Origin of the sequence: Yoonia sp. 67-2, from assembly GCF_035117555.1 — a bacterium.
Classification (GTDB): Bacteria; Pseudomonadota; Alphaproteobacteria; order Rhodobacterales; family Rhodobacteraceae; genus Yoonia.
The window spans coordinates 1-19,218 of the sequence record NZ_JAYKPK010000016.1; the positions used below are offsets into that span (position 1 = coordinate 1).

Annotated in this window: 16 protein-coding genes and 1 pseudogene; 4 read left to right on the top strand and 13 right to left on the bottom strand. The window is 52.9% G+C overall.

Annotated elements, in window-relative coordinates:
• Nucleotides 1-142: 142 nt before the first annotated feature.
• The 9 genes and pseudogenes from VOY09_RS17705 to VOY09_RS17745 all read right to left on the bottom strand — a co-directional run.
• Nucleotides 143-589: pseudogene (locus tag VOY09_RS17705) on the bottom strand (IS110 family transposase); the annotation flags it as partial.
• A gap of 109 nt (nucleotides 590-698) precedes the next feature.
• Nucleotides 699-1,451, bottom strand: a complete 753-nt coding sequence (locus VOY09_RS17710) for a DUF1028 domain-containing protein (RefSeq protein ID WP_322895947.1) — start codon at nucleotides 1,449-1,451, stop codon at nucleotides 699-701.
• Between the two features lie 3 nt (nucleotides 1,452-1,454).
• Complete coding sequence (locus VOY09_RS17715; protein WP_322895949.1) at nucleotides 1,455-3,242, bottom strand: gamma-glutamyltransferase family protein; 1,788 nt, start codon at nucleotides 3,240-3,242, stop codon at nucleotides 1,455-1,457.
• Between the two features lie 18 nt (nucleotides 3,243-3,260).
• Nucleotides 3,261-4,133 carry an ABC transporter permease gene (locus VOY09_RS17720; protein WP_322895951.1) on the bottom strand — a complete coding sequence of 291 codons (873 nt, stop codon included), beginning with the start codon at nucleotides 4,131-4,133 and terminating at the stop codon, nucleotides 3,261-3,263.
• Nucleotides 4,130-5,077, bottom strand: coding sequence for an ABC transporter permease (locus VOY09_RS17725; protein WP_322895953.1), 948 nt, complete (start codon nucleotides 5,075-5,077; stop codon nucleotides 4,130-4,132). Before VOY09_RS17725 ends, VOY09_RS17720 begins: the two co-directional genes overlap by 4 nt.
• 96 nt (nucleotides 5,078-5,173) lie before the next feature.
• Nucleotides 5,174-6,682: an ABC transporter substrate-binding protein gene (locus tag VOY09_RS17730; RefSeq protein ID WP_322895954.1), complete on the bottom strand. Its 1,509-nt coding sequence runs from the start codon at nucleotides 6,680-6,682 to the stop codon at nucleotides 5,174-5,176.
• On the bottom strand, nucleotides 6,682-7,782 hold the full coding sequence (locus tag VOY09_RS17735; protein ID WP_322895956.1) for a dipeptide ABC transporter ATP-binding protein: 1,101 nt from the start codon (nucleotides 7,780-7,782) through the stop codon (nucleotides 6,682-6,684). Before VOY09_RS17735 ends, VOY09_RS17730 begins: the two co-directional genes overlap by 1 nt.
• Nucleotides 7,779-8,768 carry an ABC transporter ATP-binding protein gene (locus tag VOY09_RS17740; protein ID WP_322895958.1) on the bottom strand — a complete coding sequence of 330 codons (990 nt, stop codon included), beginning with the start codon at nucleotides 8,766-8,768 and terminating at the stop codon, nucleotides 7,779-7,781. Before VOY09_RS17740 ends, VOY09_RS17735 begins: the two co-directional genes overlap by 4 nt.
• A complete protein-coding gene (locus VOY09_RS17745; RefSeq protein WP_322895959.1) occupies nucleotides 8,755-9,501 on the bottom strand; it encodes a FadR/GntR family transcriptional regulator in 747 nt (248 codons plus the stop codon). The genes VOY09_RS17740 and VOY09_RS17745 overlap by 14 nt, the downstream gene beginning before the upstream one ends.
• A 645-nt stretch (nucleotides 9,502-10,146) precedes the next feature.
• Between VOY09_RS17745 and VOY09_RS17750 the strand changes: the two genes are divergently transcribed.
• The 3 genes from VOY09_RS17750 to VOY09_RS17760 all read left to right on the top strand — a co-directional run bounded on the left by VOY09_RS17750 (nucleotide 10,147) and on the right by VOY09_RS17760 (nucleotide 12,548).
• The gene (locus VOY09_RS17750; RefSeq protein WP_322895961.1) at nucleotides 10,147-10,959 is read left to right on the top strand and encodes an efflux RND transporter periplasmic adaptor subunit; all 813 of its coding nucleotides are present in this window, start codon (nucleotides 10,147-10,149) and stop codon (nucleotides 10,957-10,959) included.
• 246 nt (nucleotides 10,960-11,205) lie between these two features.
• Nucleotides 11,206-11,709 (top strand): hypothetical protein, encoded by a 504-nt coding sequence (locus VOY09_RS17755; protein ID WP_322895962.1) that lies wholly within the window; start codon nucleotides 11,206-11,208, stop codon nucleotides 11,707-11,709.
• Nucleotides 11,706-12,548: a hypothetical protein gene (locus VOY09_RS17760; RefSeq protein WP_322895964.1), complete on the top strand. Its 843-nt coding sequence runs from the start codon at nucleotides 11,706-11,708 to the stop codon at nucleotides 12,546-12,548. Before VOY09_RS17755 ends, VOY09_RS17760 begins: the two co-directional genes overlap by 4 nt.
• A gap of 189 nt (nucleotides 12,549-12,737) precedes the next feature.
• On the opposite strand, the gene VOY09_RS17765 is transcribed toward VOY09_RS17760, so the two are convergent.
• From VOY09_RS17765 to VOY09_RS17780, 4 genes are all read right to left on the bottom strand, one after another.
• Nucleotides 12,738-13,598: a SapC family protein gene (locus VOY09_RS17765; protein ID WP_322895966.1), complete on the bottom strand. Its 861-nt coding sequence runs from the start codon at nucleotides 13,596-13,598 to the stop codon at nucleotides 12,738-12,740.
• 511 nt (nucleotides 13,599-14,109) lie between these two features.
• Nucleotides 14,110-14,691: an AAA family ATPase gene (locus VOY09_RS17770; RefSeq protein WP_322895968.1), complete on the bottom strand. Its 582-nt coding sequence runs from the start codon at nucleotides 14,689-14,691 to the stop codon at nucleotides 14,110-14,112.
• A complete protein-coding gene (locus tag VOY09_RS17775; protein ID WP_322895970.1) occupies nucleotides 14,658-15,722 on the bottom strand; it encodes a methyltransferase in 1,065 nt (354 codons plus the stop codon). Before VOY09_RS17775 ends, VOY09_RS17770 begins: the two co-directional genes overlap by 34 nt.
• 134 nt (nucleotides 15,723-15,856) lie before the next feature.
• Nucleotides 15,857-16,756 (bottom strand): radical SAM protein, encoded by a 900-nt coding sequence (locus VOY09_RS17780; RefSeq protein WP_322895972.1) that lies wholly within the window; start codon nucleotides 16,754-16,756, stop codon nucleotides 15,857-15,859.
• A 608-nt stretch (nucleotides 16,757-17,364) separates the two neighbouring features.
• Between VOY09_RS17780 and VOY09_RS17785 the strand changes: the two genes are divergently transcribed.
• Nucleotides 17,365-19,218: an efflux RND transporter periplasmic adaptor subunit gene (locus tag VOY09_RS17785; RefSeq protein WP_322895974.1), complete on the top strand. Its 1,854-nt coding sequence runs from the start codon at nucleotides 17,365-17,367 to the stop codon at nucleotides 19,216-19,218.

Below are 19,218 nucleotides of genomic sequence, written 5' to 3' on the forward strand. Positions count from 1 at the left end.
ATCCAGTCCAACAATCAACAGGGTCCAATGAACCCATCATGCTGACAGACGGAAGGTGGGGGGCAGGAAACGCTTACCAACTACCTGCTGGATACCTGCGAGATTTGACAGCCCCTAAGGTGCGATAGGGCCATGCTTTGCAATGGGCCCATAGCGCATTGATGGTTTGTGTCATTTGGCGGACAAACAGATCACAGCTTCGAAAAACCATGGCGCGCGCTTGCTGTCGGGGTGACTTCGGCTTGACGAACCTCATGCTCGACCGACTGGCTGCTTCAGCTATGGCCTCCGCGTCAGCCGCATCGTTCTTTTAATGCTTGACGACAGGCTTGACATAGGCAGGCGGCACCAACTTGACGGTATGCCCCAGAGCACTGATCTCACATGCCCAGTAGTGGGCCGTGGCGCAGGCCTCCATAGCAACCACGCAGGGCGGCAGATCCGCGAAAAATGCCAGCACCTGCCCCCGTGCCAACTTCTTACGAACAGCCACGCCGCCAACGGCCGTCGCGCCATGAACCTGGAAAACCTGCTTTGCCAAATCTGGCCCAACGATGTTAACTTCTGTGATGGATACTTCCGCCTTCATGTGATGTGACCCACATCACCTTGGCACATTGCGATGCCGTCGGGAGGGGGTATCCACCCCCTCAGTTCTCAGCGACAATCAACAGGCGTCATCCGTCATGTCGCCACTTTCAGCCCTTGTTCACCATAAACGACGCTGAGGCACGCCCCGCCGCGATCCGCTCATCTTCAAGCCGCTGGATCGTTTCGTCAATCGCGCGCCGGTCCACCATCCCATGCGGATTTTCGCGCGTCGGCATAGTTTCGGCCACATGCAGAAATCTCTCCTGTGCCACTGCGTAAAGGCGGCGCAGCTCGCTCAACGGATCGGCATGGTCGTCGGCACGGATATCAAGCCAGGCGTAATCCTGATCGCGATAGATGATCAGGCAGGCCGATTGCTTGCCGCGCTTGTCGCCGCCCACATCCTCGCCCGCTTGCATCGCGATCAGCAGGCGTTCCGCCAAGGGTTTGTCCATCGCCGCCCGATAGGCTTTCAGCGTCTGGGCGATGACCTCTGGGCCTTCGAGCATATTCCCCGCCACCGAGACCCCGTCAGAAACCAGATGCCCGCACCAGTCGACGCAGTTTTCGCCGGTGAAGGCCGCGTTACGCCCTTGCGCGTCGATCATGTGCAGCTGGCGGTTCGCATGCCCGTTATCACGCCCGGTCAGGATTGGGATGATAGCATCGGGTGGCGCTCCTGCCTCCAGCAAGCGCAAGCCGTCGCTGCCGTAGGTAGGATTGACGAATGCCTGCGTCGCAATGCCCCCAACCCTTCCTTTCACGAATGGCACGGCATGGCCCACCGCAAAGAACCGGCTGGCGACACTGATCCCGATCTGTCCGGTGGCGGGGTCACGGGCGACGATCGAATAGGTCATGGTTCAGCGTCCTATCGCATAGGCTTGCATCAAGCGTGGCGTGGCGGCGGCGCGCAAAAGGCCGTCGGGGTCGCGCCGCGCGGCTGTCATGCGACCGACAGACCAAGGCTCGGCCTCGGTGATCAGATGACCGCGGGCGCGCAAATCGTCCAGGACATCCTTGCCGAAACTTGTCTCGGCCATGACCATTCCCGGCTGGCGCGAACGGGGGAAAAAGCTGGACGGGAAATGCGTTGAATGGAACAGCGGCGCGTCGATCGCTTCCTGTAGGTTCATCTCGTGATGCACATAGCGCAGGAAAAACACCAGTTGCCATTGATCCTGCTGATCACCCCCCGGCGTTCCGAATGACAGTTGGGGGATGCCATCTTTCAGCGCCAACGACGGCGTCAGTGTCGTGCGGGGCCGCTTTCCCGGCTCCAGCGACGTGGGCAGGCCGGGTTCGAGCCAGAACATCTGCGCCCGGCTGTTCAGGCAGAACCCCAGACCGGGGATCGTGGGCGAGGATTGCAGCCAGCCCCCTGACGGCGTGACCGACACCATGTTCCCTTCATTATCGATCACATCGATATGAACAGTATCGCCTTTTTTCTCGGATAGATGCGCCATTGTCGGCTCATACACCGCCTGATCCGTGCGGCTGAGCGCATCAAGCAGCGCCAACGTCTGCACATGCTGATCCTCGAACCCTGGCAGGATACCCGGCCGCAAATCCATACTCGCGCGATCACCGATCAGCTTGCGCCGTTCGGCGTTGTAGCTATCGGACAATAATGTTTCGAGCGGTACAGATGCGAAATCAGGATCACCATAATAAACTTCCCGATCCGCGTATGCGAGCTTTTTCGCTTCGACGACATGGTGAATGAAATCCGCACCCATCGGGTCCATGGTCCCGAGATCGAATCCTTTGAGCAAGGCCAAGGCTTGCAACAAGACTGGCCCTTGCGTCCAAGGCCCGCATTTGGCCACAGTCCAGCCGTGGTAATCATAGGTCACCGGCGTCTCGACATGCGCGGCATATCCGGCCAGATCGTCAGCTGTCAGCACCGCTTTGTGCTTGGCCCCTGACGCATCCATGACGCAGGCTTGATCAAGATAGGCGGCGATTTCTTCCGCGACGAAGCCCCGGTAAAAGGCGTCGCGCGCGGCGTCGATCTGGGCTTCGCGGCCCTGTTTGGTTTCAGCTTCAGCCAGAATCCGGGTCCATGTGCGGGCCAGATCAGGATTGGTGACATTGCTCCATGGTGCGGGGGCCGCACCCGAGGGCAACCATGTCTGATAGGATGTCGGCCATTCGTCGCGAAAGAAATCCGCCAGACCTGCAATCGTCGCCGCGACACGCGGCAGGACGGGATGCCCTTCTGCTGCATAGAAAATTGCAGGTTCCAGCACCTCGCGCAGGCTGAGCCGGCCATAGTCGCGCAGCATCAGCATCCATCCGTCCCAGGCACCGGGAATGACCGTCGCCAACAAACCGTCACCGGGGATCACGTCCAGCCCTTCGGCCTTGTAATGCGCGATCGTAGCACCGGCTGGCGTCGGGGCCTGCGCGCAAATCACCTCGACCTTGCCGGAAGCGGCGGAATAAATGATCGCGGGCAAGTCCCCGCCCGGCCCGTTCAGGTGTGGCTCTACCACTTGCAGCACCAGCCCGGTGGCCACGGCGGCGTCAAAAGCGTTGCCGCCTTGCTCCAGGATTTTCATCCCCACTGCTGTGGCGATCCAATGGGTCGAGGTCACAACCCCGAAGCGGCCCAGAATTTCGGGGCGCGTGGTAAAGGCAGACATGCAGTTCCTCCGGTCAGATTAATGTTCGCGCGGGTCCAGCGCATCGCGCAGCCCATCACCCATCAGGTTGAAACCCATCACGACCAGAAATATCCCGGCACCCGGCCAAATTGCCATCCAAGGCGCTTGTGACAGGAAATTCTTGGCAGTGTTGAGCATCGAACCCCAACTCGGCGCAGGCGGCTGCTGGCCCAGCCCAAGAAAAGACAAGGCGGCTTCGGCGATGATGGCCGTCGCAATCGTCAACGTCGCCTGCACCAGAATGGGCGGAAAGACATTGGGCAGGATGTAACGGGTCATGATCGGGATATGGTTCAGACCGATGGCGCGCGCGCCTTCGACATAATCCTCGGTCTTGACAGCCAGGACCTGCCCACGCGTCAGGCGGATAAAGATCGGCACGGCGGACAGACCAATCGCGATCATCGCATTGGTCAGCGATGGGCCCAGAAAGGCTGCGAGCGCAATTGCCATGATCAGGAACGGCATCGCCAACAGCGCCTCAGTCACCCGGCTGATAATGCTATCTGTCCAGCCACCAAAATACCCCGCGACAAGCCCGAAAGGCACCCCGATCACCACTGCAATCAGGACCGATACGACACCCGCGAGCAAGGACGCCCGCGCACCCCAGATCATCCGGGACAGCACATCGCGGCCAATCTCGTCGGTGCCCATCCATGCGGCTGCCGATGGGGCCTGACGGATAGCCCCCCAATCCGTGGCGCTCGGGTCTGCTATGGGAAGCAGAGGAGCCGATACCGCCAAAATGACGAAAAGCGCCACCACAAAGGCACCCACCAGCGCGCTTTTGTTGCGACGCAGTTTGAGCCATGTCCGGCTTTTGGGCTTGGCCGAGACAGTCGCAGCCGGGTCGGTGATGGCGGTCATTGCGCGGTCCTCAATCTGGGGTTCAGGATTACGTAAAGCACATCGGCGATCAGATTCATCAGGATGAAACCCACTGCCGTGCAAAGCACGACGCCCTGCACGACCGCGTAATCGCGGTTGAATACGGCATCGACGATCAGTTTGCCAAATCCGGGGATGGTAAAGATCTGTTCAGTGAGAACGGCACCGGCGAGCAGTTCACCAAACAAAAGCGCGGTCAGGGTCACGACCGGCAGGACCGCGTTACGGAAAGCATGTTTCAGGATCACAACCCGACCACGCAGCCCCTTGGCTCGCGCGGTGCGAACATAATCAGCCTGCAATACACCCAGCATCGCCGAACGGGTGTGCCGCATCAAGGTTGCCGCCAGTGCCGTGCCCAGCACAAAGGCGGGCATGATCATTGTGGTCAGCGAACGCCACGGATCAACAAAGAAACTTTCATAGCCAGAGGCCGGCAACCAGCCCAGATTTACCGACACCAGCAGGATCAGCATGATCCCGAGCCAAAAGTTCGGGATCGACAAACCAGACAGAGCGATCAGATTGGCCAGCCAGTCAACCCAAGTGCCTTTTCGCACAGCCGAAAGTATACCTGCAGGAATACCGATCAGAATAGCAAACAGCATTGACATGATCGCAAGCTGGATCGTGACCGGCAGCTTCGAGGCGATCAGGCTAAGCACCGGTTCATTGGTCCGCAACGAGACGCCAAGATCACCGCGCAAGACGTCGCCCGCCCAGTAAAAATACTGCATCACGATGGGTTCGTTCATGTGATATCTCTCGCGCAGCAGCGCGATCACCTCGGGGTCACGATCTTCGCCTGCCATCACCAGAATGGGATCACCCGGCAACAGCTTCTGCAGGGCAAAGACAAACATGGATACCAAGATAAGCGTCGGGATCGCGATCACAAGACGGCGAAGAATGAACAACAGCATTGGCCTGCCCGTTGGCTAGAGAATGGGTCGCGCGTGGCGCGCAGTGACCCCTGATGTCAGCACAGGCCGCCGAAACAGCCTGTACTAGTGGTGCGCTTAGTCTTTGGTCACGCCAGCAAGACGGATCATCCCGTCAGGATAGGCGACAAAGCCCTCGATCTCGCTGGCCATCGCCCAGAGCCATGTCTGGTGATAGAGATAGACAATTGGCAATTCCTCTCGCAGGATCGCATTGACGGCGTCATAGCTGGCCTTCCGGTCATCGGTCACGTTTGACAGGCGCGCCTCGTTCAGCAATGCATCCACCTGTTCCGAACAAAATCTGCTGTCGTTCAGGCCACCTTCGCAGGTCATGAAGGCGTGGATATTTCCGTCTGGGTCAGTGCGCCCGGACCAGCCAACCTGACTGCCTTCGTAATTGCCCGCCGTCTGTTCAGACAACATGGTCGCAAATTCCGTGGCTTTGATCGAAATATCGATCCCTGCCTCGCCAGCCATGGCCTGAATGACCTGCATCAGCTGCAATTGCACGGGGTTGTTCGGGGCCTGAATTTCGATGCTGATCCCATCTTCCAAACCTGCCTCGGCCAACAGGGCGCGGGCCTGTTCAACATCGCGCGCCTCGACTGGGTTGCTTTGGTCATACCAAGGCGAAGTCGGAGGGAATGGCTGGTTTCCCGCCGCATAGGTCCCCTCGAACACGACATCGTTGATCACCTCGCGGTCAATCGCGAGCGACAGGGCGCGCCTGACACGTGCATCCTGTCCCAGCGGCGTTTCGGAGCGCGCGCCATTGTCCAAGTTGATGGTGATGCCCTGATACCCAAGGCTGGTCGCTGCGGCAAAGCTCAGGTCGCTGTCAGACTGCACACCGGCAGCATCAGATGGTGCGAGGCGTTCCAACATATCCAAATCGCCTGAACGCAGGTTGGCCAGACGCACGGTCGTATCCGGGATCGGCAGGAAGATCAGACGGTCAAAGTGATAGCTGTCGGCGTCATAATGATCGGCGAATTTTTCCAGCACGATGCGGTCCTGTTGGATACGTTCGACGAACTGATAAGGACCCGAACAGACGGGATCATTGGCCAGTTCCAGGCCCTTCTCTTCTGCGGCAGTCGGCGACAGCATCATGCCAGCCCTGTCCGTGAGCTGCGCCAGCAAGGTTGCATCGGGCGAGACCAGCGTGAAGGTCACTTCATACGGCGCTGTCGCCACGACGCTTTCAACCGAAGCAAGCTCGGATTTTCTGCGACTTTCGTCCAAATTCTGTGACCGCTCGATATTCGCGACCACGGCTTCAGCATTGAACGGTGTGCCATCATGGAACACGGCATCTTCGCGCAATTGCATTGTCAGGGTCGTTGCGTCATCTGACCAAGACCATTCCGTTGCCAAGCGGGGCACGAATTCCAGTTCAGGGGTAATGTCGATCAGTTTATCGCAAAGCGATTCAAACACGATCCGGCCAACGAAAGTCCGCGCCTGATCTGTGTCCAATGCGTCGGGATCTTCCTGTAGGCCGATGCGCAGGTCAGCAGCAAACGCCCCCGACGACATCGCAACCGACGCCAGTAAGGCTGTGAAGAGCTTTCTCGTTTTCATTATCTTGTCTCCTTGTTGGTGGGTTGTCTGTTTTCTGCCGCCGCTTTTGCCTCGTTTGCTTGACGGTAGAGCGCGAAACGGGCGATGGCTGCGGGGCTGCGCGTGTCTATGTTGACACTTGGCAGGTCAGGTTGCGGCAGCATGTTATGATGATGGCAAGCGACCTGATGCACGGCCCCTTCCAACACCGGTCTTGTGCTGCGACAAATCTTTGTGACATGCGGGCAGCGGGTGTGGAACTTGCACCCGGATGGCGGATTGGCGGGCGATGGAATATCCCCGTCCAGCACCGCGCGCGCCCGCTTGCCGCCCGGTGACGGCACCGGGATCGCGGTCAATAACGCCTGCGTATAGGGGTGACGCGGGGCCGTGAACAGGCTTTCGGTATCGGCCATTTCAACGATCTCACCCAGATACATGACCGCGATCCGGTCGCTCATATGGCGGATCACGGCCAGATCATGGGCAATGACCACCAACGTCAGCCCGAGCTCTTGTTTCAAATCTTCGAGCAAGTTTACGATCTGTGCCTGCACCGAAACATCGAGCGCGGAAACGGGTTCGTCCCCGATCAGCAGCTTCGGCCCCGAGGCCAGGGCGCGCGCGATACAGATGCGCTGACGCTGACCGCCAGAAAACTCATGCGGATATCGGTCAGCCATATCCGGGCGCAAGCCAACGCGCGCCATCAGCTCTGCGACCTTGTCGCGCCGTTGGCTGGCATTCAGATCGGTGTGGACACCCAAGGGTTCCGCAATGATCGCCGAGACGGTCATGCGCGGATTCAGCGACGAAAACGGGTCCTGAAAGATGAATTGCAGATCAGACCGCAGCCCGCGCATCTGTGCAGCGCTCAACGTCGTCAGGTCCTGCCCTTCATAGATCACATGACCTTCACTGGCGTCGATCAGCCGCAACAGCAGTCGCGCAAGGGTGGATTTGCCGCAGCCGGATTCACCCACGATCGCAAATGTCTCGCCTCGCCGCACCTGCAGCGAAACACCATTGACCGCATGAATTGTGGTCGACTTGGCGAAAAGCCCGCCGCCTTGAACAAAGCGTTTTTGCAAATCATGGGTTTCAAGGATGATGTCGGTCATGCGTTCACCAAATTGTCGAGCGGCGCGCGCAGGCAAGCCACTGATTGTCCATGTCCGACATCCGTCAACGCCGGCCGCGTCTTGTGGCAATCAGCAACCACAAATGGGCACCGCGTTGCAAACCGGCATCCCGCAGGCATCATTTCCGGCGAGGGCACCGCACCGGGGATCGTCATCAACCGCCCCTGCCGCCCGGCAATTGCCGGCATCGACCCCATCAGACCGAGTGTATAAGGATGCTGCGGATCGTCGAAAACCTGCGCCACAGGGCCGCTTTCGACAATCCGTCCAGCATACATCACTGCAACTTCATCCGCGATTTCGGCCACGACACCCAGATCATGCGTGATCATTAGCAAGGCCGCACCGGTTTCATCCTGCAATTCACGCATCAGATCCATGATCTGTGCCTGAATAGTGACATCCAGCGCGGTTGTAGGTTCATCCGCGATCAGCAGCGCTGGATCATTGGCAAGCGCCATGGCGATCATCACGCGCTGCCGCATCCCGCCCGACATCTGATGGGGATAATCATCCAGCCGCTTTTCAGCGGCAGGCATCCGTACCTTGCGGAACATCGCCAATGCACGCTCGCGCGCTTCGGCCATGGAGCAGCCTTTGTGCCGGCGCACGGCCTCTGCCACCTGATGACCAACGGTGAAGGCGGGGTTCAGGCTTGTCATAGGCTCCTGAAAAATCATCGCCATGCTATTGCCGCGCAGATCCTCGATCTGCGCTTCGGGCAGGTTGAGTACATCATTCCCTTGAAAGCGTACGCTGCCTTGCGTGACTGTCGCAGCCCGCTTGGGTAATAACCCCATGATCGCAAGCGACGTGACCGATTTACCGCATCCCGATTCGCCTACCAGACAAAGTGTCTTGCCGCGCGGGATCGCAAAGCTGACCGTGTCGATCAGATCCAGATTTTGCCCCTTAAAGCGGATCGACAGGTCTGATACTTCCAAAACTGGATCAAGAGACGTCATCAAGCACCTCCAAAGTTGTTAAATCCAGAATACGATTATGCAGGCTCATTAAATGTATACGCATGGCAGCCCCGGCCTTGACCGGATCATGCGCAGCAATCGCAGCAACGATATCATCGTGCTGCTGGGTAGTTTGCGCCAGATTGGCAAAACTACGGACGCTTTCACGCAACCCACGCCAAGTATCGTCATGACGCGCGCGGTCCATCGCATCGAAGATCATCAAGAAAAACTTATTGCCCGCAGCCCGAGCAATTTCGCGGTGAAAGGCCGAATCCCACAATTCGCGGCCGTCAGCATCTTTGGTCGCGTTAAGTCGGCTCAGGGCATGACGCATCCGCACGATATCAGCATCAGTTGCCCGCAGTGCCGCCAATTGCGCTAATTGTGGTTCAAGACGTAAACGGACCTCCATCACCTCCGAAAAATCCGTGTCGGGTTGATCCAGCGCAGTGAGCGCGTCCGGAGGTGGGCCCGCAAAGGTGCCAGCACCCTGCCGCCGCCATACCAGACCTTCGGCTTCCAACACTTCCAATGCGCGGCGGACTGAACGGCGGCTTATGCCAAGATTCATCGCCAACTGACGTTCGGTCGGCAGCCGACTACCGTTGGCAGCTTGTATGTCGCTTAACAACGCCCGCAGCCGCTCAACGGCAATCGTGGAATTATCATGGTTATCTGTCACGTGTCGTACCAATGTGAACCAATCCCTATAAGGTTCAGTCAGGTCCAAAAAGATTCATTTTGCAAGCGCAAGTCGAAAAAAAATCAAGTACGGCAGAATTTTTGTAGAAAATTTGAGTGTGATCATCTGTTTTCATACTAAATTTTAGGCAGTTAGACAGGTGATCTCTGGCTGCAAAGGATACGCTTCACCCTCAGAAACGCATGGACGCAGACGGCGTAACTCCATTGGGGCGCACGACAGTAATTGCTTGGCTAGAGCCGAAAAACAACAGTGACGAGCTTCCGACAGGGCTTTGAGTCGAGCACAATGCTCTCGGTCCGACGGCGGTTGCGATGCTGAAACCAGTACATTCGACGACTTCTTCGCCAACGCCATGACCTGTCCAATACACTTCCGATGTCGTCAATCGACTGGAACCAAGCGCTTTGCACAACGCGGTAACATGCACCCTTCCCGGACATACGCGACAGAATGTGCATTACTATGAGTGACGGCAAAGCTTTGCTCTATCAGATCATCGATGAAGGTGATTCGATATTCCGGCAAAACATGTTTTGCATGGCCGACCCCAAACATCTTATGATGTCGTTGCCACTTCGATGCTCTGCTGGAGCAAGATGACAAATCTGGCATCTTTCACCGTCGCTTTACAGAAGGCGGCATCTCAACAAGCGGAACGGAACCAAGAATATGTCACGTGGACTCACAACGATTGCCGCCACCGTTACGATTTTTTGCTTAACCACAGCCGTCGAGGCGGACAGTTACAATTGCATCATGGATCCAGCTCAGATCATCCAGCTGTCAGCCAACAATTCAGGTGTACTATCTGAAGTAATTGTGGCGCGCGGAGATACTGTCTCTCGGGGGCAAGCCGTTGCCAGAATGAATTCTACTCTCGAAGCCGCAACGGTCGACATTCTCGAAGCCAGAGCGCGCTCAACAGCTCAGATCGCAGCTCAGGAAGCCAGAGTAGCCTTTGTCGGGACCCAACTCGACCGGGTTAGACGGTTGGTTGAACAGAACGCGCAGAGCACCGCTCGCCAAGAGGAACTGGAATATGAATATGCCCTGGCACAGAGCCAACTTTCTCAGGCCACCAACGATAGAGACACATTGCTTGCAGAAGTAAGCCGGGCGAGGATCGCGCTGGAAAATACAACAGTTACATCGCCAATAGATGGCCAAGTGATCGACATCCTATTACGCGCTGGTGAATATGCTGGTTCAGACCGTCACATCATGCTTGTCGCTCAACTCAACCCGCTTCACGTTGATGCATATTTACCCATTGATGTTTTTCCCTCAATTAAAAGCGGAATGACAGTCACCATCAGGCCAGACGCTCCTATTGGAGGCGAACACATCGCCCTCATATCAAGTGTCGATTCAGTTTTTGACGCCGCATCAAAAACATTCGGCGTACGAGTGACACTCGATAACCCGAATACAAATATTCCAGCAGGACATCGGTGCCAGCTTGAAGTTAACTTTAGTGGTTAATCCTGTATAATGCACGATCAGTATTCCCCTGACAGCATTCCGGTAGAAGCTCAAGATGTTATACGTGCTCTTAAAATGCCCTGTCTTTTCTCAAGATCAATCAAGATAGGTGTGGGTAGTATATCGCACAGAAGATGGCTACTTACATTGCCAGATAATTGCAGCAGTAAAACAAACATTGATACAACACTGTGTGTACTGAAGCCATACTTCAAATCCAAATTGGATGGGCTCCGAAATTGCGGCATGTTTCCAACAGCACTTCATATTGGATATGACTTTGAACATGGAGAGCACATATGGAAACTCTATTATGAATTCGACGCCAACCAAAATGATCTTGTGTTTTTAGCAATCAAGGAGTCTATCCATAAATGCCAAATTCACTCATACAGAATAACGTCAGCTGAAACAACACTACCATCAATTCCTCTACCTAAAGCCGTGAAAAAAAATGTCTTTCATTTCATTGAAGGTTTGCATCAGCAGGCAGCACTCTTGGAAGTAACAGCTGAATCATCCGTTCGAAAATCCTTGGATATAAACTTGGCGAACGTAAGCCATGACAACATAGATAAAATTTTAATATTAAATATGATCATTGATATCAACGTCTCAGCCTTGCCCTACACCGAACAATATATTGACAACCCAAGTCATCTTGCAGTCGGAGTGCAACCGGACGGCACACCGTTTCTGACCCTTTATAGTCAGCCTGCTTGGATAGAACCTGCGAACTGCATACCATGACCGGAACCGCACGACCCAGTGATCCAGCACGTGATTTCTGCCAGTGGCCATATGAACGTCCTCGGGATCTTGCTCAGAATGCTATTCGGCAGGAGGATATTTTGTTCCGCATGGTCGCCGAATTTGACAAAACTGGAAAAGTGCTCCGTGTACTTCATAACATTCAGCAAACGGCTGGTCGCTTCAATACAGTCTGGGGCTTAAAGTTTCACAAGGAAACACCAAGCTTAGAGCTGTACTTTTATGACTATGAGCGAGAAAATAGATCGCTCTCAGTTTCCAAAATAAAAAGTATCATCCCAAGTATTTTCACACTGAACACAGATACCTATCTTGAGCAACCTTACTTCATGTGGTCATTCGAACTGAACTTCTTTGAACCGTTGAGGGTCTCAAAAATTGATATTTATTGCAACGGCACTGGCGGCACGATCTCCGGAGGCATCTGCTATGAATGCAAAGATGACATTATTGAGCTGAAAAATTTATATTCATTCTTTGAAAGCAAAAAAGATACAAATGCAATCCAAACGGCGTTGCAATCCAGCCCGCGCATTCCCAGCATAAATGCTATCCCCACTTTTATCCGGCCTAATGCTGCAGAAGAGAGCATGTATGTGCTAGCAACAAAAAGAAGAAATGACGCGATATATCTTTCCCGCATTACAATAGAATCAACGTTAAACATTCTGTCGCAGGTCGAAGTTAGCCCCACATTAATCCAGTTTATGAAAGAAAACAAACAGGCATTATCCCATCATCTATTCGATATTGGTTTAGATTTTAGGTTAGAAGATAAAATAGCAATTGAGAAAATTGGCCTATATGGAATTCTATGAAAACTGTAAAAATATATTTGACACAATATTATGTCCACCCTTCACCGGCGCATAGGCTCGATGGCTCACCCATAGATCCTCCCTAATCATAATCTAAAATCTTATCCTATGTAGAAATACTCCGCGGAATTACACAAGAGATAAAGGGGCGGAAACCCACCGCCCCCTTTCGTCACAGACGATCAGATACTAATGTTTTGTCAATTTCTTTGTATGATTTTCTGCCTTTTCAGGCACCTCATCTTTTGCAGTTTCACTGGCAGCTGGTTCATCCGCCGCCGTGTCAGCAACAGCAATCTCCATAGGCTCAGCCAAACCAGCTGGCTTCGACTGCATGTGGCTACCCAGGCGATTTACATTCTGCAATGAGTGCAGATGTGCGTAGCACAGCTCAAGCTCATCGGATGAGAACATTTCCTTCAGCTCCACCTCAGGAATTGCTTTCAAGCGATCACGGACAATTGTCAAAAACCCTCCCAATGTCCCTGTCCGTCCTTCCGCAGTCGTAAATCGTGCCTGAGCAGGCTCCAATAAGCCGAGCTTGTTCAGTCGATTGCAGAACTCCCGCGTCCGATTGAATTGAGCCTGAAACTGCGAGACAAAAGTAAGCATAGTCTGCAGAAACTGGGTCCGATTGCCGTCAGAATCAAAGAGACGCTCACCCCGGCCTTCTTTATTGAGGCCAGAATATTCCTCATCGATACATAGCGTAAATTTCCCATTTTCACCCTGTACATCTTCGGCGAATACAAACGGGTATCTTCTCAGAAAAGCGGGAACGTATCCACCACCCCAAGCACCATCATCCGAGACAAAAAGATTTTTCCCATCCTCAAAACCAAGGAGAACTGCCGGAAACACCGAGTCCTCGCTGGATGCGAAAACAATAGCATAATCCTGCGACGCTGAAAGAAATTCAGCAGCAAGAAGAGGGACCGAATTCAGTGGTCGTGAGAAAGAATAATCCTCTGTTATCTTTACTGACCAGTCCCTGTGAGAATCTGAAGAGATTGGAACGACGCGATCATAGATCAACAATTGCTTGGGCATAAGTAACTCCTTGAGACTAGTTTTCTGTAATATGGGCTGCTCGACAATATCGCATTATCGCAATATCTTAACATCAGCTCTTAGACAAGAATGAGTTCACGTTTTTTAGTCTTTCGTATAGGGCAACATCCAAGAAACGATCAAACGCAGTGCCTTCGGCGACATACTGAATTAAACCCTTGGCGAGACTCCGACTGATCCCGTCCGACCTCCCGATGGTGTGCTCCTCCTCCACCGTCGATTACGTAAGCCACCTGCATGACCTGGAACACCGACCCCCATTTATATCGGCACGTGGCAGTCTATGGTTTCGGGGCAGAAATGTGGTGACTGACGAATCAATCTCGGGGACGTTACGCAGGTCATATTTATGCGACGAGTCCGCCCTGGAATGCTTCAACAGCGACATGAGCAAGAAATGCTGTGGTGTCCCCTTTTTTTGACGGGAGGATATGAATCCCAATGAAATTTATGAAAATTAATATCTTATTCCAAGCACTTCAACTTCAACTCATTCGAGCGATAACTTTGATATGGCTTCATCTAGGAGATCACTGGGAGACATTGTCGCATTCAAAACAATTGAGCAGAGGGGCCGCACCTGCGCCGCCTGTTTAGCTAATATTTGGCGGACAAAATCCTGATAGTTCTGAAGATACTGCATGCACCAACTTTGCATCTCATCTACGCTACCCCAATCTGACCGTCGAACCTCTTCTTTTATTACTCGAGCTAAAGCGATATCAGCCTCGACATCGAGCCAAATGCTTTCGACATTAAACACGCCCTCTTGCCTATGTAGCGGCCCAAAGGGAGTCTCTACAATAACAGGTGATGTTTTGGCCGAAAATAAAATAGCGGAACGAAATTGCGGATCGAATATTTCGTCAAATTTCGCCCCTCGATCAATCCATAATCGTAGATCATTTATCGGCTGCATAGTGATCTTACTGAAATCATCAAAGGCGAGGTAAGAAAATCCCGTCCTTAAAGCAATCGCCCGACATAGTGTTGATTTTCCACTCCCTGGAGCACCACTAACAGTTATGACCGGAAAAGTCACTGATCTAGCCTTACGCTCAATATAAACCATCTCATTTCCATGTCGAAGAAATGCGACTCAATGATGAAATTTCCATCAAGATTATAAAGAATATCCATGTAAGCCCCTGGATCTCTGTAAAATGGAGCAAAAATTAAATTGGCCACGTCCGCAGCCGAAGGTGCAGCAATATTTCCATCCGAAAAGCTAGCCCTTTCAACTATCAGCAGTTGACCCCCTCTTTTCAAATTCTGAAATGCGCGTTCGAAGATAATATTGAGGCGCTCGTCTGGCCAATCGTGAAGCACAGACTTAAAGATGATGATATCTGGCTTCTGCGTGTTGGCATTCAACCACGATGCTTCCGACATATCACCTGGCAGAAACTGAATAGGACTGGATGGATCATGTAACTTTTTACGCTCTTCACCAAGACAACACACAACAGGAATATCCAGGATTTGGTAAGAATCTACGTCAAATCTCTCACAAAAGCGCGTCCCAAATACTCCGATATTTCCACCCACCTCCAGGACATGAGATAGAGAATGACTGATGATAATTTTTTCCATTTCAGACAGAATTATCTCAGCCTCTATGTCAGTGAGAGAGGCAGTATAGTCGCACCATTTTTTTGTCTTTTGTTTTGCGCCCTCGCCGTGCTCAAAACCCTGGCTGTAATCAAACATGGCGAATGCACTGGATTTATCCATGAACTTTATAGGATTAGTAAAAAGATCCTCACCAAAATCCAGCACATCCCGTGTAACTTTTAAAATGAACTCGATCCGCGCAAAGAGGAAATCTCTCCGTTTAGCGTATAAACTACGGAAATGACTGCTAACCCCCCCGTCGTCATTAATGATGTCAGCCCGCTTGAGGATGGCAAAGGTAGGCGGGGATATGATCTCTGCAAGTGAACCACCGAAATCATCGTAGACAAGCTTGTCCAAAGTTCCATTTTTATTCATAAAATTCAGAATAATGACAACTATGAGATCAGATAGAACCTTGCTTTCATAAGCGAAAAGCGAAGCAGAACACCCCGCATTCCCTCCCACATCCTTCAAATTGTCATGCATTTATTATTCACTTAGACTTTCAAATTTCAGTATCTATCAAAGTAAAAAAACTAACTACCTAAGTACGAACTGTGGAAATTGTGAACCAATACATCGCGTCAATGTTGTAGTTGCAAGCAGTCAAATTTTTCTAGTCACCTTATTGGCGATAGTACCTCACGCTCCCACCCAAATCTTTTAATATAGGCATCAGTGAGACCAAGGCATTCGGGCGATTTACAATCCGAACGAAAGGCACATTTGTGAAATCCATTTTTATCAAACTCCTTCCAGAACTCCGGATCAATTAACAAGGTTGGTTGTTGGTTGATCAGTGCGCGATCAAATTTCCCAAGCAAGCATTGTGGTATGTTTTTAACCTCAACACCTCGCTTTAATCTCTGAGTGGCTTCTATCGCATCCATGATTTTTGGCATTAATGTGGAAAAATCTACAATGAGTAACTTGTCATCAACATCCTTCATCGGAAAGTAATTCCAGAATTCATGTTGAACTACTTTTGTGAAAGGTGCGCATGTTTCAACAATCTTGTCTAGACTCAGATAGGTCTCAGCAGTCACAACAGTATTTGTAATAATTTTTGCGGGCTTGGGAGATTTTTCAATAAGTAGAAGCCCCTGCATCATTTTATCAAATGATCTAGTCACCTTTGTGACAGAATCATGCGTTTCCGCGTTATGCCCAGCGAATGAAACAAAAAATTCATCTATGCCCGCGTCCATTAACAGGTCAAGATAACCCGGTCGGGAGAGGTGCATTCCGTGTGTCTGAATCCGGATGTGCCGAAATCCAGCGCGTTTAGCTCGCTTCGCCAGATCGGGAAGATCCTGCCGAAGCGTGATTTCTGATCCTGTCAGAATTAGGCCGTCCCACTGGCTGGACTTTTGTTGCTCATCAAGTAGTGCTTCAAAGCTTTTGTCAGTCGCAGGCTTCAGCCAGTCCATTGTTCCTTCGATCATGCAATGCGTACACTTAAGGTTACATCGAAACTCCATGGTGATTGAAACGTAACGCGAATGATCGTTGAGGTTCATGTCTGTTTTCCAACACGGTTGGCTTGATCTTGCACGGGTCCACCCCGACGGCCTGCAAAAAAGTTCAGCGCTAGGTTTGTCTTTAATGATGACGTGTTTCCAAAAGGCGCAGACGAAGCAAAAATTGAAGTGTCGGCAAATATACTGCCAGCACGGTAGCCCACTTATAGGCCCAGAAGCAAACGACCAGTTTCAAAATCTCCCTAGCACAGGTCACGTTGGGGCATCGCTCCGCCGCGTGATTGCTGAAAATATTGCGAACACCGGCCGAACAGACGCACAGCAAGGCGGACAAGCAGAGCACCAAACGACAGCAGGCCACAGTGGTAATGTCGTGTCGCCAATCCATCGCCTTGAAAGGATGTAAAGATGTGCAATTGCTATCTTGGACGTGACCGGTTTATGATCGGAGCAATGTTAGTAATGTTCTGACGCGGCCCGCGCGGTAATTTTGACTGCCCAAGCCTACCACGTCATCATTTGAAGAGTTTTTGTCAATATATTTTAGCGCATTCTTAGCCTTGTTCTTACGCATCAGGCCGCACAAGGTGCATTGCCAGCGGCACATCGATCCAAGAATTTTAAAGGCAGATCGAGTACATAAACGTATGCAAACCGCACAGTCTACCGCCAAAGTTTCAGTGTTCGACTTGTCCGCCCCAGGAGATATGGAAGTCCGCATGCGGGCTTGGTTGTCGGAATTATACACGGCTATTGATCGGGAATCTGGCGTCAAATGTCTGAGAGTCGCGGCACAGTTCACGGCAGGCAGACTATCACGATCGCCGCTTTTCATGGCACTGCCTGCAGACCGGATTGCCGCAAGTGAGACAGATGTTGCGCGGGCAGAAGCGTTTCGACTTGGCAGGATTGCTCTTGCAGGCGGCATGCCAGAGACTGGCTCCCCTCGCCCAACATCAATCATCATTCCGCTTTCAAGTACGGAAGGCTCCGCGCGCAGTTGGATCGAATGCGAGGCGCAGTTTTCGAGCCATGACCAAATATCGACCATCATCGACAGGATCGGTCTGTCGCTTGGCTGGCCACTTTATCTCCAGTCAGAAGCGCGTGATACGCTTGCGGCACATGCCGACAGCAAGGCCGTCAGCGCACTGAAATCCATTGTCAGTCTGACCTCCGCAGAAGGCTTCAGTGATGCCGCGCGGACATTGATGACCGACCTCGCCGATAGATTCAAATGCGACCGCGTCGCCTTGGGGATCGCCAGCCGTAAAAAGATCAAGGTGCGGGCAATTTCCCATGCTGGAAAGTTCTCTAACAGCATGGTGCTGGCACGACGATTGCGGGCCGCAATGGAAGAAGCCTTCGATCAAAACGAAGTGCTGCTTTGGCCGCCACTGTCGGAAACATCTGACCAACTCCTTGAAGCGCAGGCAGCACTTGCCGAAAAAGACCTGGCGCGCAGTGTCCTGACCATTCCATTGTTTGATGGTCGCAAGCAACGCGGCGCGATTGTCTTCGAACGGGCCGGGGGGGCAACCTTTGAGCCAGCCGAGATTGAAACGCTTGAAGCGCTCACCGGAGTCTTGACACCTTTGCTGATCGAGAAGCGCCATAATGATCGTTGGGTGGCAACTCGGGCAGCAATAGCCATGGGCAATATCTTTCGTGGACTGTTCGGCAGACGCTATTTCGCCGCGAAGCTGACGATTGCCTCTGCTGCTGTTATCGCCGTTCTTTTGGTTGTGATTGAAAGACCGCGTTCAGTTGTTGCTGAAGCAATCGTTGAAGGCTCAGAGGCACGCGCGATTTCTGCGGCATTTGACGGGTTCCTTGCTGATGTCCAGGCACAAGAGGGTGACCGGGTTCAGGCCGGAGATCTACTTGTGCAGTTGGATGACCGTGACTTTACCCTGGAACGACTCCGCCTACTGGCGCTGCGCGCGCAGGCAGAGCTGGAACTTGACCGCGCCATTTCCGAGAGGGATCGTGCCGCATCAGAACTGATCGAAGCCCGACTGCGTCAAGTTGACGCGCAATTGGCGCTAAGCGAGCAACAGATCCTACGCAGCGAGGTCCGGGCGCCCTTTGATGCTTTGGTCGTATCGGGTGATCTGACAAGAAGCATCGGGCGCGCTGTTTCACGCGGAGAAACCTTGATGGTCCTGTCGCCACTGAATGAGTACCGGGTCATTCTTGACGCTCCGGAACGAGATATCGGTAAACTGCAGGCGGGTCAGACAGGACAGCTGAAACTGAGCGCCATGCCTGAGCGCAACTTTGAAATCGAGATCACCGAGATGATCCCGGTGGCACGCTATGACAACAACGCGACGGTCTTTTCGGTCGTCACCCGCCTTGTGTCAGAGCCTGATGTTCTGCTGCATGGGATGGGCGGATCTGCGCGGATCCATGTGGACCACGTGCCGCTTTATGTTTTGTGGGGCAAACCGCTGTGGGATCGCGCGGACGAATGGCTCTGGCGTAATTTGCCGATCTGA